Origin of the sequence: Phocaeicola sp. RTP21359st1_B8_RTP21360_211022, from assembly GCF_040911965.1 — a bacterium.
GTDB classification, from domain to species: domain Bacteria; phylum Bacteroidota; class Bacteroidia; order Bacteroidales; family Bacteroidaceae; genus Phocaeicola; species Phocaeicola vulgatus.
Genome location: NZ_JBDFXP010000075.1, coordinates 1 through 14741, shown reverse-complemented (window position 1 = coordinate 14741; position 14741 = coordinate 1). Strand labels below are relative to the sequence as shown.

The following is a 14741-nucleotide window of genomic DNA, read 5'->3' as shown; positions in this document are numbered from 1 at the left end:
TGACGGAACAGCGGGTTAAAGCTGATACCCGTAAGTATCATTCCAACAATTATCTATGCGACTTCATGTCGCACCCACGGCGTGTCGAGGTGATGGATGGCGACCGCCCTGCGCTGGGCATTCACACCCGTGCCGAGCATACTCGTCGATCCGAACAGCACACGCACCTGCCCCTCGTTCATCGCCTCGATGACCGCCTTCCTTGCCTTCTCGGTCTTGCACTCCTGAATGAAGCGGATTTCATGGGCGGGTATGCCGTAGTCCTCCACCAGCTTGCGCTTGATTTCGGTATAGACGCTCCATCCGCCGCCCGGCTGGAATGTACCGAGGTCGCTGAACACGAACTGCGTACCCCTCTGCGCATCGTATTTATGATAGTATTCCGCTATCATCTTGGCGCAATGGCTCGCCTTGTTGTCGGGGTGGTCTTCGTAATTCGGGTCAATCATGCGCATGTCCAATGCCATCTTCCGGGCATAGTCCGTGGCGATGAGCATCTTCGCCTTTTCCTCTGTTTCCGACAGCGGCGGCCTGCCTAAGATAGTCGCATCGCCGGACTTGGCGAACTGCATCAGCTTTCCGATAAACACCTCTTGGTCGGGCGTGGGCGGAATGTGGTGCAGTATCTCGTTCTTCTTCGGACGTTCCACGCCAATGTCCTCCGCCGTGCGGTAGTCGGTTATCTCGTTGTAGAACGCCGCCAGTTCGGGTACTTTAATAAAGTAGCGGAAACGTTCCTTCTGCACGATGCTGTTCGTTACGTTGAACTCAAAGTCGGTCGTCTTCTTAGCGAATATCGCCGCCCATGCGTCGAAACAGCGGATGTCCTGCTTCTCCAACGCCTTCGGGCGCAGGTACTTGAACAGCAGATATAACTCCGTGAGGCTATTGGATATGGTCGTGCCGGAGAGGAACGTGGCTCCCAAATCCCTGCCCGTCCGTTCCTGTATGGTGCGGATGGCGAACAGCAGGTTCAGCGCCTTCTGGCTCCCCTCGGAGTTGCCCAGCCCCGCCACTCGGTCGTGGCGCGTGTTGAACGTCAGGTTCTTGAATTGGTGGCTCTCATCGACAAAGAGGTGGTCGATGCCCATCTGCTTGAAGTCCGCCACGTCGTCCGCCCTCGTCTTGATGGCGTGTTCCACCTTTTCCAATTTGGCTTGCAGGTTGAACTTGCGTTTCTCCAAGCCCCGCAGCATGGCGCGTGACACGTCCTTGCCCTGACTACGCAATACCTCAAGGTTTTCCTCCACCGTGTCCAGTTCCGCCTGCAAGATGCGCTGCTGCAACTCCGGCGACTGCGGGATCTTTCCGAACTGGTCGTGCGACATGATGACGCAATCCCAATCGTTGTTCTTGATGTCGTTGAAGAAGCGCACCCGGTTGGCGGCGGAAAAGTCCTTCTCCGAGGCGTAGAGGATGCGGGCGTTGGGGTAAGCCTTGCGGTAGGTCTCGGCAATCTCCCTCACGTTGGCTTTCAACCCGATAATCATCGGCTTGTGCGCCAAGCCCAGACGCTTCATCTCGTAGGAGGCGACGCACATTATCAGCGTCTTGCCGCCGCCAACTTCCTGGTCGCCTATGCCGCCGCCGTTCTGTTTCACCATCCATACGCAATCCTTCTGCGAGGGGTACAAGTCCTTTATGCCCAAGCCTTTCAGGTCCAAGCCCGGGAACTTCTGGTGCGAGCCGTCGTACTTCGGGCGCACGAAGCAGTTGAACTTGCCGTTGTACATATCTGTCAGGCGTTTCTTGAACTCCGGCGACTGTTCTTCCAGCCATTCGGTGAAGCCGTTTCGGATTTCGTCAATCTTCGCGTTGGCGAGCTGGATGCCCTCGCTGTCGCGCACCTTGATGTCGTTCCCGTTTTCGTCCTTGCCGATGCTTTTCATCATGTCCGGGCAGGTGTTGTGCAGCGCGTGTTTCAGCAGGTTCATGCCGTCGTAGTTGCGGTAATAGCCCTTTACCAGAAACTCGTCTGTGATTTTCATCGTCTTGCAGGCACAGTTCACGGAATACTCGTCAAGGCTTTCCGAGTAGGTTATCCGCACGTCCGTGTCGAACAGGCGGCTCATGTAGGCGGCATACACGCCCGTGGGTATCCAACGCTCCCCGAAGTTGAAGTCCAAGTCCTCGAAGGGGATTTGTTCGGGCACATTCTCGCGCAAAGCCGCCAATGACTCCTGCGCCTGCGGCAGCATTGCGTGTCCCTCGTGTTCCCTAATCCAGCCCTCCACGTCGGCGACTTTCTGCACCACGTTCCCGGCGATGAAGCGGTCGGCAATCTCGTAGCCCTCCGCCAACGGGTTGTAGAACACCCGCCCTTTCAGGGCTTCCAGCATCTCCGCTTGCGGCAGGTCGCAGAGGGATTCCATGTAGGGCAGGTTCACGCCGCCGTACAGGTTGAGCGAGGCGGACAGGGCTTCTTCGGGCGATTCCACTTCGACCAATGTTTCCTGCGAAAAGGAAACGGGACGGTCGAAGATGTCCGCCTTGACAAACTGCCCGTCCTCGCCGCGCTCCAACGAGAGCATGTTGCGCCCCGAAGCGTCCATCAGGATGAACTTTGCGTTGTGCTTGGCGTTCAGGTTGCCGTAGCGCATGACGAACTCATCGTAGTAGGTGTTCAGGTTGCGGCGCAGCAGGGCGTTTTCCTCGTGGTTCTCCGCTTCGTGGACGTAGAGCCGCTCGTAGGTGTTACGCAGGTCGATGTACAACTGTGCCTTCTGCGCCTGCATCCCCTCCATGTCGAGCGGCTGGAAAGTCGCCCCGTACCTGGTGACATCCCTCAGCACCCCGATTTGGAAGCGGACGCCGCCTGTGTGTTCCCATACCAGAGAGCCGTCTTTCAAGTGCGGCTCCATGATGCCCTTGAACGGGCGTGGCATCATCGCTTCCTCTTTCCGGCGTTGCCGTTCTTCGGGTGTCAAGGCGGCTTCTTCCTCGCGCATTTCCCTTTCCACACGCTCGATTTGCGCTTTCCCTTCCGCCTCAAAACCGTTCTCAACGGGATAAAATGGGCGCACGGACGATGGTTGCTCCATTTCCGTAGCCTGTCTTTCTTCTTTTTTCGCCTCCGCCGCCCTTTCCGCCTGTTTGGCTGCATTGGCATCCATCTTCTCCCGACCGAGGCGGCGCAGTTCCGCCCGGCGTTCCGGCGTGAGCGACATCATCATTTCATAGAAGCCGTTGATGGGCGGGTTGGTCTCCCAGTCCAGACTGCGGTAGATGGCATCCTCCGGGTCATCGTCCTCTGTGGTTTCGGAAGCGTCTTTCACATCGGGTGAAGTGGCAGAAACGGTTTCCTGTCGGGACGCTTGCGGCACATCCATCCTGTTGCGGATAATTTCCTCCATTTCCTGCGCTTCTTCCGGAGTCAAGGACGTGATGTCGGAAGCCGCTTCTGTGGATTTGGCTTTCACTTTTCCGCTTTCTTTTTTCGCCGCTTCCTCCTTTCCGCTCTTCGGGAGGGAGAACAATGTTGGCTGTACGGCTTTCTTCCCTTTGGACTTACCGCTTTTCTTCCGTTCCGGTTTCAGCCCCCGTTCCGCCAACCGCCGCTCTTCCTGCGTGTAGCCGAACAGGTCGTACAAGTCCATAACCGGGGCTTCGGGGCGTTTGCTTTCCACCTCCTGAGCCACGGCTTGCACCGGTTCCGCTTTCAACTGTACCGACTTTTCTTCTTTTTTCGCCTCCGTCTGCATAGGTTGTACGACAATCGTCTGCCGAGTCTCCTGCCTTTTTTCCTTGATGCCATTATAGCGTTCCAAGTCCAGCCGTGCCGACAAGTCCGCCGACAGCATTTGGTACAAATCCGTTGCGATGCCCTCCACACCACCGCTGTGCGTATAAACCATAGCGGGCTTACCGTAAGGGTCGGTGTCCCTTTTCGCGTCGGTATGGATGATGCGTTCCGGGTGGTCGAGGAAATACCCGTTGGAAACAATGTTCGTGTGGTTGCTCTTTACCACATCGCCCAACCTCTTGTCTTCCTCGGAAAGTTCCTCCTTGCCTTCATTCTTTTGCAGGATTATCAGGTCACACCCCACCTCCGTGTTGGCATCTTCCGTGAACAGGTTGTTCGGCAGGCGGATGGCGGACACCAAGTCCGCTTTCCTTGTCATCATGTAGCGTGTGCCGCCGTTGCTTTCCGTATTCAATACCCCCTGCGAGGTGATGAACGCCACGATGCCGCCGTCACGCACCGCGTCCAGCCCTTTCAGGAAGAAATAGGTATGCACCTTCCTTGCCGCTATCTTCTTGAACACCGAGCCGTTGGCATATTCCGGGTCGAACACCGCGATGTCCCCGAAAGGGATGTTGGATATGGCAAGGTCAAAACGGTTCAGGAACGGCTTTTCTATCTTCTCGAAGCCCTCCGTGCGTATCTTCTGCTGCGGGTACAGGTGTCCCAGCATCTTGCCCGTCAGCAGGTCTTTCTCGAAGGCCATCACCTCCGCCTGCGGGTTGTCCGACAGCACCGAGCCGATGAACGCGCCCATGCCCGCTGACGGCTCCAGCACGAGGTTGGGGCGCACCTTCTTGTCGTGCAGCACGTCCGCGATGGTGTCGGTTATTGCTTTCGGGGTGTAGAACGCCGTCAGCACCGAGGCTTTAAGCGAGTCCACGTAGCGTTTGTACTCCGTTTCATCCTTGCTGTTCTCTCTAATGATTCGGTGCAGTTCCACCGTAGGCGCGAACAGTTCGAGGTCGGACTTCGCCCAACGCGCGGCGTCCGCCAGTTCCCTTGCCGGGTTCAGGATGCACTTCAGGCCCCCGAAGCCGCAGTAACGCTCTAATAGCGCACGTTCCCTCTCGGTGGGTGTGCGCCGCTCCCGGTCCAGCGTGAACGCCGTGCGTACCGCCTCGATGTTGTCGCGCATCTTCTGTTTCCTATTGAACGCCATAGGACTCCAGATAAAGCATGACGGTTCCCACCAGCTCCGTGTAGAGCAGGTCGTGTCCGGGCGACAGGGCGAAGGTGTCGTCCGACGTGTCGTAACCGGCGAACAGGTTTGTCAAGTAGGGATAAAGCTCGTTGCAGAACGCCTCGCGGCCGGATTCCGCCACCTCGTCGGCGAACTCGTTTTCCACGACCTCGCGCAGCAGGGCGTAGGGCGAGAAGTGCAGCCCGTGCAGCAGGACGCGCATGGCTTCCTCGTGGGCATACTCGACCGTACTTCCTGCCGACCTTTCTTTTTCAAAGGTGGTGGCGGCAGCTTCCTCCCTCTCTGCAATAAGGTACGTGTCGGAAACTTTGTCGGGATGGTATTTTCTCAGGTAGTCCAGCAGGTACAGCCCGTAGTAGGACAGTTCCGCTGGGACGGTTTTCTTGTTCTGTTTCATTTTCTGATGGATTTAGTGGTGAAAAATCAGATTGTGGAATGGATAGGAAAGAAGAAAAAAGGCACCCGGTATCCCTCCGAGTGCCGCCACTAAATCCATGTGAATAACGAGTATCAACGAATTGAAACAGATTATGACATGAATCAGTGGCAAAAGTAATGCAAATCGAGGGGAGAACAAAATAAGCTCGCTTATTTTTTATTCCGAGATGCAGCTTACTTTATTAAAAGGTACGTATTATTTTCTTCCTCCTTTCCTGTTAGTGAATTTTTTTGTGCCTTTGGCTTCGGGAAACACGAATTTTGTATTGAAATCCGCATCGAATGTGACCATTGCGCTGAACGGCTTGCCCTGCCTGCTCTTGAAGCCGTTGAGGACACCCGTGCTGCCTTTTGCCAGCAGTTCGTTCATTTCCGCGTCGGTGAGCGTCCTGCCCGCCATCTGGCGGAACACGGGCAGGGCGCAGTCCGGGTTGTCGCAGCGCACCACCTTGCCGTAGAACTGCATCGTACCCTTGCCGCACTTGGGGCAGGCACAGTCCGATGCCTTGTGCCCGAACAGCTTGTCCGAGGCAAGCAGTTCCGTGGTGATTTTCCGGGTATAGCTTTCAATGTCGCGGATGAATGCCTCGTGCGGCATCCTGCCTTTTTCTATCTCCGCCAGTTCCGCCTCCCAGCGTCCCGTCATCTCCACGTCGGCGATGTCCATGCCCCTGACGATGGAATACAGGGCAAGCCCTTTCTCCGTCGGCACGAGCGACTTCTTCACGCGCACCATGTATTCCCTTTTGAGCAGGGTCTCGATGATGGCGGCACGGGTGGCGGGCGTGCCGATGCCGCAGTCCTTCAACGCCTGCCGCGCTTCCTCGTCCTCCAAGCCCTCGCGCCCGGCGGTCTCCATCGCCGCCAGCAGGGTGCTTTCGGTATGCAACGGCTTCGGGCGTGTCATGCCCGAACTCATCGAACAGCCGCTCATTGCCAATATATCACCTTCTTTCCAGTCGGGCAAAACGGTGTCTATGTTGTCCTCGCCATAGACCGACCGCCAGCCCGCCTTGCGCACGATGCAGCCTTTTGTCTCGAACGCTATGCCCTCACACTCCGCCCGGACGGTGGTCGTGTCCTTGACGCACTCCGGGGAGAACGCTTCCACCATGCGCCCCACAATCATGTCGTAGATGGTCTGCTCGTCCTTGTAGAGCGCCAATGGACGGTTGGGTGTCACCAACAGGGCATGGTGGTCGGTCACTTTCGAGGCGTCCACGCTGCGGCGGTTCAGTCCGTCCAAGGCTCCAATCTTCTCCGCAAAGGAAGAATGGGTTGCCAGACGGTCGAACAGCATGGGCACTTCGTCAAACACGTCCTCCGGGATGTAGCGGCTTGATGTTCTCGGATAGGTGACGAGCTTCGCCTCGTAGAGCTTCTGCACGAGGGCGAGCGTCTGTTCCGCCGTGAAGCCGTGCCTCGTGTTCGCCTTCTTTTGTAGCGTGGTCAGGTCGTACAGGAGCGGAGGGTTCTCTATCTTTTCCCTCTTTTCGACTTTGGTAACGGTTGCTGCCATCTGTTCCTTTACCTTATTATATAGTATGGCGGCTTCCTCCTTGTCCTTCCATTTCTCCACCGAGGCGAACTTCACGACCTCATCCACGCTCACCGACGGCGTGGTGAAATGGAGCTGGTATACCGGTTCGGGCTGGAAACGCTTGTTCTCCCAAAAACGTTGGCAGACCATCGTCAGCGTGGGTGTCTGCACCCGTCCCACGGAATACGTGCCGCGCCCGGCGGCCACCGACAACGCCTGTGTGCCGTTGATGCCTACCAGCCAGTCGGCTTCGCTGCGGGCTTTGGCGGCTTGATAGAGGTTGTCGTATTCGCGGCCGTCCTTCAGTTTCTTTAATCCCTTGCGGATGGCGGCATCTGTCAGCGAGCTTATCCACAGCCTTTGGAACGGCAGGGTGCAGCCGATATAGGAATACAAATACCTGAAAATCAGTTCGCCTTCACGGGCGCAGTCGGTCGCCACGATGATGCCATCGCTTTCGTTCCACAGCTTGGTTATCACCTTGATTTGCTTCACCGCCGCCGCGTCCGCCTTGTAGCCCTTGTCCGTTTTTACCTGTCGGGGTATAAGCTCGAAGTTTTTAGGAATGACAGGCAGGCTGTCGCGCCGGAAGCCCTTGATGCCGTAGCCGTCTGGCAGGGCAAGCTGCACCAGATGCCCCAGCGCCCATGTCACGTGGTAGCCGTTCCCGGTGAAATACCCTTCTTCCCTTTTCATCGCGCCGACAATCCGTGCTATCTCACGGGCGACGCTCGGTTTTTCTGCCAATATGGTAATCATGTCTTTCTCTGTTTTTTTATTCGTTGATACTTTTGTCTTTAATGGGGATGAAACGGGGCACGGCATTGTTTGTGGGATATGCGCACAAGGCGGTGCATGTTCCCCGTTTCAGCCCGTCAATACTTATCGGATGGATTTAGTGGCGGCAATCAGGAAGATACTTTCATGCCTTTGGATTTCTTGGCCTGCTGCTTCTGCTGCGCATCATTCTTCGGCGTGGTCTGACCCTGCTGCAACGGCTCTTTCACGTGTTTGGTCGCTTCGTTGGTCTTCCCTTCGTTGTTCACGGCGAGCTGTGTCCGGCTCTCGTTGGACGGTGCGACGGTCTGCGCGAGGTCGGGGTTCTGCGAGTAGGTCAGCGGTCGGCCTTTCTCGAAGTTGAACTTCAGGTACTTCGTGCAGGGCTGGCCTTGGTCGTCCTTCGCATTGGCGAGCACCACCGTCTTGCCCGCCACGTAGTCGGCTATCTGCTGGTCGGTAAACACATCGTCTTTCCATTTCTTGATGGGGCGGATGCTCCCGTCCTCGTTTGTCCACGAGCGGTTACGGCGTTGCTGGTTATTCCCATCTTCTTCACCTTGTGACTGTTGGGGCGAATTGGAATTGTCCTGCGCCTTACCTTGGCCGTTTCCCTGACGCTGGGATTGCTGCTGCCTCGGTTGTCCCGGCACGAACTCCACATCGCGCTTGTCGGCGTTCACCTGCAACAAGGCTTGGAACTTGCGCCCGTTGGAGAGCATCACTTCCTTGGGCAAAGGCAATCCCGCACGTAGGATGTCCTGCTCTTCCCTTGACAGGTTGGTCTGTCCGATTTTGTTAGGGATGCGCACCTTGTCGGCAGGGATGTCCACGATTTCATTCGTCAGGCGGTCGATGCTGATGTAGTGGGGCTTGATTTCACCTGTCTTCTCGTTGGCGAAGTTGACGGGCTTGCCGAGGTTGCCCGTGCGTTTCAACGTCTTCTTGTCCTCTTCGGTGAAGGTGTAGCCCCTGTGGGGGATGTCAAGGCGTGGTTCATTGCGGATAAAATGGGGTGTCAGCTTCAGATAGCCGTCCTCCATCTTCTGGAAAGACAATCGGGCCTGCAATTCGTAACTCTCATAGCCGAAGGTCGGCTTTACCGTCACTAATCCCGTCTTGCCGTAGTTCATCAGGGCTTTTAGGTCCTTTTCCGAGAGTTTCTCCTTGTCAATGCCGCACTTGCGCAGTTCCTCCCAGTTTACTTGGTCGTCCGCTATCAGATTAGGCTTCTCCTGTGTTTCAGCTACCTGTGGCTGCTGAACATCCTTCTCTTGTTTCAGTTCTTCTTTCTTTTCCATTTCTTCTGTCTTTTTAATGGGTTCGTTGTTATTTTTTTCTTGTTTGACATTCTCTGTTTCTGCTTGTTGCTGGTACTTGGCGGTGTCCACCTTGTGCGAGGCAAGTATCTCCGCGTTTGCCACGGGGTCTTTCAGGAAGTCCTTGATGACGGGAAGCAGCGTGTCCACCGCATCCGCCGCCACCCGATAGAAGCCGAAGCGCGTCGGCTCCTTGCACTGGCGGTAGAAGTTCTTGAAGAAATTGTCCACCATGTCCCCGTGGCGGTCGAAGCGCAGGAAGTCCTGCGAGTGTTCCGGCTTCGCGGGCTTCGTATTGGGGTAGCCCTTGCCGTCCAGCCCGGCGACCACGCTGATCTCGCCCGTTTTCTCGTCGCGGACGACCAGCACGTCCTCTTGCTTTTTCTTTTTCTGTTCCATTTTTTTCGATGTTTTTTAATGGGTTATCAAAATCACAGCTTGCGCCATTCGTCTATTTCCTTCTCATATATTTCCAAGTGGCGGCGGACGATGTTTTCCGTCAATCCTGAAACGCTCATTTTCCGCTCACCGAACAACCGGACTATCCGGTCCAGCCTGTCACGGGTCTCCTTGCTGAGGAATACCGGCTTGCGGTCTTCAATGGCAGGCACGGGCAGGTAAATCCGCCTGTAATCCGCCAAGGCTTCCTTGCAGGTGGCCATACTCGGTTTCTGTTCTCTGGTTTCAGCCGTCATGGCCATGTTTTCTTTTTCCGTTGCCATCATTTTTACTTTTATTTTTTAGGTGAATACTTCTTGTGGCCCGGTCTTTTGCCGGATTTGTTCTTTGGGGCTTCCATGCCGGGTTGCTCTTTCATGCGGAGCACCTTGGTACCGCCTTGCAGCACTTCCTCCATATTTTGGCTGATGAACTCCAGCACGTCCGATTCCTTGTAATAGGTCTTGTGACCAATCCGTTGGTAACGGAGCCTGTACTTGCTTCGGAAGCGTTGCAGCGACCGTTTGCTTGTCCTCAGCATCTCGCACAGGTCCTGGTTGTCGTACAACCGTTCCCCGTCCAGGTACTTCACTCCGGCGGCATCCTTGTTCACCAGCACCGAGATGATCCGGTCCTGGCGGTCGAAACGTTCCATGATGCGTCCCATCCATTCCTCGAAGGTGTCCCGCCCGACCGTTTCCGCCGTCTTCGGGATATTCTCCTTCTTGAAGATTCTTGCGGCTTGCCCGCCACTGCTTCCCGCCGCTTCCACGGCCGGGTTCTGTTTCACTTTCTCTGTGTCCATATCGTTCCTTGTTGATGATTACGCTGCAAAAATCGGTATTGTGCAAGAGGCGTTTTCCATAGTCGTTACCGAGTCGGCAATGATTTTTTTGAAAAGTCCCGTCCGGCAGGTCTGAAAAAGCTTTTATGCCGCTGTTTCCATCCCTCAAGGTACATAAGGTGTCTTGCCTTACCATATATTATATATAAGGTGTGGGGCAGGGACTGGAACAGGAATGATGGGGAGATAGATGTACCCGAAGAACGCCAACGGCTGCCACGACAACGCCAAATGCTGCCACGCGCCTGACAAGCGGTGGACTCTGCCCGTAATTCCGTTTACTTTGCGGCATAATCACAATTAAACGGTAATCTTATGGAAAATGTAATCGTAATCGAGCAAAAGACTTTTGAGGAATTGATGGCGCGTTTCAACCGGCTGGCCGGAATGGTGGACAGGTTCTGCCGCAAGGCGGAGGAGAAACGCCTCAGTGAATGGCTGGACAGCACGGAGGTGTGCCAGATCCTGCAAATCAGCCCGCGCACCTTGCAGACGCTGCGCGACAACGGCACGCTGGCTTACTCACAGATTGTGCGCAAGATGTTCTACCGGGCGGAGGACGTGCGGCGCATCGTGCCGCTGGTGGAGGAACGCCGCACCCTGGCGGCCTTGAAAGGAAAAACTATTTGAGGAAGGTTAAATGAGTATCACTTAAATCAGACTGACAATGAACGAATTGATGACAAGGGAAAGCGGACAGATGGCCGCGCTGTTCAGAATGCTGGAGCACGCATTGGACCACATTGAATTATTGGCCGAAAACTACCGCCCCGTATTGGGCGGGGAACGCTACCTGACAGACCGGGAAGTGGCCAAATTGTTGAAGACCTGCCGCCGGACATTGCAGGAATACCGGGATGCGGGGCGCATGTCTTATATCCAGCTGGGAGGGAAAATCCTGTACCGGGAGTCGGATATCGAACGGCTGCTGATGGAGGGTTATCGGGAGGCATTCCGTATCGGAACCTGAGAAGGACATGGGAAAAATGTAGGTGGCGGTAGAAGTCGTGTACGCATTGAAAAGTGGACCACCCTTTCCGGTATTTGCAAAAAACACTTGCAAATGACCCGGCCACCTGTAGGAATGTACGAAAGCGGCGCATCACGGGAGATAATCCTCTCATGATGCGCCGCTTTATTGTGCGTGAGTTGATAATACGGTCAATTCCGCACCATTTGCCAATGCGGACTGACCGGAAAGATGAACAGGCGGGCGGTATTCCGTCCACCGTGGCAAGTGAATTTTCCGATGACCCGTTCTCGCAGACGTTTTGCCCCGCAGGTATGAAGGCGGAAGGCAAGGGCAATGACCAACGGGAGGCCGTACAGCACGTCCATCCCGTACCCGTCCGCTTGGCGGACACGACGTTCCGCTTCGCCGGGATTCAGGATGCCGCTCTTGTACACGGCCTTTATCGCCGCCCGGAGCGTGAGGGCAACCACGCCGAACAGTTCCATCAGTTCCGGTTCATTCATCCAGATGGCTGTTGCGGAAACATCCGGCACGTGAAGTGTGCCGTGTTCGTCCAAAGTGATAATGTAACGTTCCATGATTCCTGACTTTTTTGTTATTCATCCATTGGCATTTCGTTCCGGCTGTTGCGCCGTTCCATCAGACGGTCCATGTCCTTCGATATCTTGCAGTCGGTAATCTGCGCATAAATCTGGGTGCTGTTGATGTCGGCATGGCCCATCATCTTCGCCGCGCTTTCTATGGAAATGCCCTCGGAGACCAAAAGGGTACCGAAGGTGTGCCTTGCGGCGTGATGGGAAAGGTTCTTCTGGATGCCCAGCATGACACCCAGCCCGTGAATGTCGTACCAAAGGATGTCCCGCTTGGGCAGGGGGAACACGGGACGGGTGTCGTCCGTGGTATTGTACAGTTCCAGAATCTGCCGAGCGGCCGGGTGCAGGGGGACGAAGGTCTCCACCTCGGTCTTTTCCCTCGGCTTGCGGATATAGAGCCTGCCCTCAGAAGTTTTGCCGATGTGTCGGGGGTACAGGTTATACACGTCCGCGTACGCCAGACCGGTCAGCGAGGAGAAGATGAACATGCGGCGGGCCAGCTCCACCTTGGGATCCGGCATCGGCGTGGCCATAAGGCGTTTCAGCTCGCTGCGGCTGATGTGGCGCATCTTGGGCGGGTCCTTCTTCTCATAATGCACGTCCTCCAAGGGGTTGCACCGGAGCACGCCCTCATCCACCGCAATATAGATAAGGCGGTTCAGCCAGCACAGGCAGTGGTTCACATGCCCGGAGGCATAACCCAGTTCCTTTTTCAGGAACAGTTTGAACGAATGGCCGAACTCCTCCGTGATGTCGGAAAAGGCGATGTCCTCCAGGCCACGGGACTGGAGGAACTGTTGCAGGTTGAGCTGCGTGGTCTTCGACTGCCGGAACGTGGAAGTCGAATGGATTTGTTCGGCACGCAGCCTGAGCCGTTCCCGCTCCGCTTCGCCGCCTTTGAGAAGGGTCTGGGGAATGGTCGCCACACCTGTCACGGCGTTTTTCAGCAGTTCGGCGCTGACTGCGCCCTGTTCTTTCAGGAGGCGGTCATAAGCCCGTTCGAGATTCAGGCGGAATTCTGCGAGGCGGTTGTTCTCGCGGGGCTGGCGGATGGTTCCCGTCTGGCTGTTCCAATCCTCCGGACGGCAGAAGATGCCGGTCGTGATGAGGATGCTTTTGCCGTCGATGGACACACGGCAAAGGACGGCGGTCGTGCCGTCGGACTTGATTCTTTTCCTATTGATATAGGGCAATATCTTGAAAGTGCTACGCATGATGGTTCATTTTAGCTGATGTTCTACATTTATTTTTTTCCAATCTCGTTTTTACAACCCTTTCTCATAAAACCAGTTCAAGGTCTTTGGTCGCCTCAATGAAGCGGTCCATGTCCTCGAACAGCTTTTTCGGGGTGACTCGGGCATAGATCTGGGTCGTCTTTATATTGTTATGTCCCAGCATCTTGCTGATGGTCTCGATGGGCACGCCCTCTTCGAGCGTGACAAGCGAGGCAAACGAGTGCCTTCCCATATGATAGACGAGTTCGGTCGTCAGTCCGGCCAGCACGCGCAGGATTTTCATGTTCGCCCGAAGCGTACTGTACAGCTGGTTAGGGAACAGGGTCTCCCGCAAATCGTCCCGGTATTTCTCTATCAGGGCAATGGCCTCGGGTAGCAGTTTGACGCGCGCCGTCAGTTCGTTCTTTTTCCGTCGGTATTTCAACCACAGGCTGCCTTCATCGTCGGTGAAGAGGTTCTCGCGGGTAATGGATATGGTGTCCGCATAGGCGGTTCCGGCATAACAGGCAAACAGGAACAGGTCCCTCGTAAGGACGAGGGAGCGGCGCTTTTCCGGGATTTCCAAGTCACGCAGCTTCTCGAAGTCCTCGCGGCTCAACGCCTTCGGGGTGGTCTCCTTCTGCTTGGGTATCTTGAAATGCAGGAAATGGTACCGCTCGGAGAACCCTTCCTTGTACGCTATCCGGCAGATCCGTTTCAGCAGGGCCAGATGATGCCGTGAGGTCTGGTTGGAATACCCGCATTTTACTTCGATATAGGACTGGTATTCCCGAATGAACTGTTCGTTCAACGCACCGAAGGCGATGTCCTTCACCTTGTATTTTTTCCTGACAAACTCGCCGAGCGTTTTCCGCGCATAATGGTAGGTGCTCATGGAGGACGCGCACACATCGATGCCGATGCGCTCCCTCGTTTCCTCGATGTGCCGGTCGAACAGCCGGAGCAGGGTCATCTGGGTTTCCATGCTTCCCTGGAAAAGGTTCCTCACGTCCGCAGCGCCGAAATCGCGTTTCCGTTCCTGCAATTCATTGAATGCCGCATGGATGGCCAGCAGCAGTTTCTCGATTTTCGCATTGGTCTCCACCGCCTCGCGGCTCTTTCCTTCCAGACGGTTTTCACGCACGTTCCACAGCTTGGGCGTGCACGAGAGCTTGGTGCTGAACTGCGCCACCGTCCGGTTCAATGTGATGCGTCCCATGATGGGAGCTTTGCCCGACTTGTCGGGTTCGGTCTTCTTCAAAAACAGCAAGACCTTGAATTTCTCAATTTTCATACGCCTACATTTTTTTGAGTGCAAAGTTATTATGAATGTAAGCGTTCATCGCTACGCAAAATACTGAGTATCATAGAAAAACAACCCGTCGGAGAACTTTTTTCAATCATCCGGTTAACACGGCAGGTTTCCGAAACAACCTGTTAACGGTTAAGAAACGGAACCGATTCGGCATTCCGTCTGAATCCGTTTCAGAAAGGTGTGCCAGATAATGAAATGTAGCTCATTTCTAACAGATTATGTTTCTAACGCGCTGTTCTATTTGATGTTGCTATGCTAATGAGTTCCCACTGTACCCGCCACAGCTTCGGAAGCCTGCACGTGGAAATGGGAACGGACATGGCTGTCATCCAAGCCTATCTCGG

At 55.3% G+C, this 14741-nt stretch carries 10 protein-coding genes and 1 pseudogene; 2 read left to right on the top strand and 9 right to left on the bottom strand.

Going from position 1 to position 14741, the window contains the following annotated elements:
* Window positions 1-74: 74 nt before the first annotated feature.
* The 6 genes and pseudogenes from AB5062_RS21630 to AB5062_RS21605 all read right to left on the bottom strand — a co-directional run.
* Window positions 75-4904: pseudogene (locus AB5062_RS21630) on the bottom strand (N-6 DNA methylase); the annotation flags it as partial.
* Window positions 4891-5343: a DUF1896 family protein gene (locus tag AB5062_RS21625; RefSeq protein ID WP_004292755.1), complete on the bottom strand. Its 453-nt coding sequence runs from the start codon at window positions 5341-5343 to the stop codon at window positions 4891-4893. The pseudogene AB5062_RS21630 and the gene AB5062_RS21625, both read right to left, overlap by 14 nt.
* A 237-nt stretch (window positions 5344-5580) precedes the next feature.
* The gene (locus AB5062_RS21620; RefSeq protein ID WP_004322053.1) at window positions 5581-7683 is read right to left on the bottom strand and encodes a type IA DNA topoisomerase; all 2103 of its coding nucleotides are present in this window, start codon (window positions 7681-7683) and stop codon (window positions 5581-5583) included.
* A 149-nt stretch (window positions 7684-7832) separates the two neighbouring features.
* Window positions 7833-9419 carry a DUF3945 domain-containing protein gene (locus AB5062_RS21615; RefSeq protein WP_004292754.1) on the bottom strand — a complete coding sequence of 529 codons (1587 nt, stop codon included), beginning with the start codon at window positions 9417-9419 and terminating at the stop codon, window positions 7833-7835.
* A 32-nt stretch (window positions 9420-9451) separates the two neighbouring features.
* Window positions 9452-9745: a DUF3408 domain-containing protein gene (locus AB5062_RS21610; RefSeq protein ID WP_004292753.1), complete on the bottom strand. Its 294-nt coding sequence runs from the start codon at window positions 9743-9745 to the stop codon at window positions 9452-9454.
* Window positions 9746-9753: 8 nt separating this feature from the next.
* On the bottom strand, window positions 9754-10263 hold the full coding sequence (locus AB5062_RS21605) for a helix-turn-helix domain-containing protein (RefSeq protein WP_004292752.1): 510 nt from the start codon (window positions 10261-10263) through the stop codon (window positions 9754-9756).
* Between the two features lie 354 nt (window positions 10264-10617).
* Here AB5062_RS21605 and AB5062_RS21600 point away from each other — a divergent pair, with 354 nt between their 5' ends.
* On the top strand, window positions 10618-10932 hold the full coding sequence (locus AB5062_RS21600) for a helix-turn-helix domain-containing protein (RefSeq protein ID WP_004292751.1): 315 nt from the start codon (window positions 10618-10620) through the stop codon (window positions 10930-10932).
* A 37-nt stretch (window positions 10933-10969) separates the two neighbouring features.
* Entirely contained in the window at window positions 10970-11272 is a 303-nt protein-coding gene (locus tag AB5062_RS21595) for a helix-turn-helix domain-containing protein (RefSeq protein WP_004292750.1), read from the top strand.
* A gap of 191 nt (window positions 11273-11463) precedes the next feature.
* Here the strand turns inward: AB5062_RS21595 and AB5062_RS21590 are convergent, their stop codons facing one another.
* The 3 genes from AB5062_RS21590 to AB5062_RS21580 form a co-directional block, all read right to left on the bottom strand.
* Window positions 11464-11853, bottom strand: a complete 390-nt coding sequence (locus tag AB5062_RS21590) for a hypothetical protein (protein ID WP_004292749.1) — start codon at window positions 11851-11853, stop codon at window positions 11464-11466.
* Window positions 11854-11870: 17 nt separating this feature from the next.
* On the bottom strand, window positions 11871-13082 hold the full coding sequence (locus tag AB5062_RS21585; RefSeq protein ID WP_004322054.1) for a site-specific integrase: 1212 nt from the start codon (window positions 13080-13082) through the stop codon (window positions 11871-11873).
* Between the two features lie 64 nt (window positions 13083-13146).
* Window positions 13147-14376 carry a site-specific integrase gene (locus AB5062_RS21580; RefSeq protein ID WP_004292747.1) on the bottom strand — a complete coding sequence of 410 codons (1230 nt, stop codon included), beginning with the start codon at window positions 14374-14376 and terminating at the stop codon, window positions 13147-13149.
* Window positions 14377-14741 lie beyond the last annotated feature (365 nt).

Bases quoted from the DNA above. Each gene is read 5' to 3' on its own strand.
- AB5062_RS21620 (WP_004322053.1), bottom strand. From the start codon at position 7,683: ATGATTACCATATTGGCAGAAAAACCGAGCGTCGCCCGTGAGATAGCA.
- AB5062_RS21615 (WP_004292754.1), bottom strand. From the start codon at position 9,419: ATGGAACAGAAAAAGAAAAAGCAAGAGGACGTGCTGGTCGTCCGCGAC.
- AB5062_RS21585 (WP_004322054.1), bottom strand. From the start codon at position 13,082: ATGCGTAGCACTTTCAAGATATTGCCCTATATCAATAGGAAAAGAATC.
- AB5062_RS21610 (WP_004292753.1), bottom strand. From the start codon at position 9,745: ATGATGGCAACGGAAAAAGAAAACATGGCCATGACGGCTGAAACCAGA.
- AB5062_RS21590 (WP_004292749.1), bottom strand. From the start codon at position 11,853: ATGGAACGTTACATTATCACTTTGGACGAACACGGCACACTTCACGTG.
- AB5062_RS21605 (WP_004292752.1), bottom strand. From the start codon at position 10,263: ATGGACACAGAGAAAGTGAAACAGAACCCGGCCGTGGAAGCGGCGGGA.
- AB5062_RS21625 (WP_004292755.1), bottom strand. From the start codon at position 5,343: ATGAAACAGAACAAGAAAACCGTCCCAGCGGAACTGTCCTACTACGGG.
- AB5062_RS21580 (WP_004292747.1), bottom strand. From the start codon at position 14,376: ATGAAAATTGAGAAATTCAAGGTCTTGCTGTTTTTGAAGAAGACCGAA.
- AB5062_RS21600 (WP_004292751.1), top strand. From the start codon at position 10,618: ATGGAAAATGTAATCGTAATCGAGCAAAAGACTTTTGAGGAATTGATG.
- AB5062_RS21595 (WP_004292750.1), top strand. From the start codon at position 10,970: ATGAACGAATTGATGACAAGGGAAAGCGGACAGATGGCCGCGCTGTTC.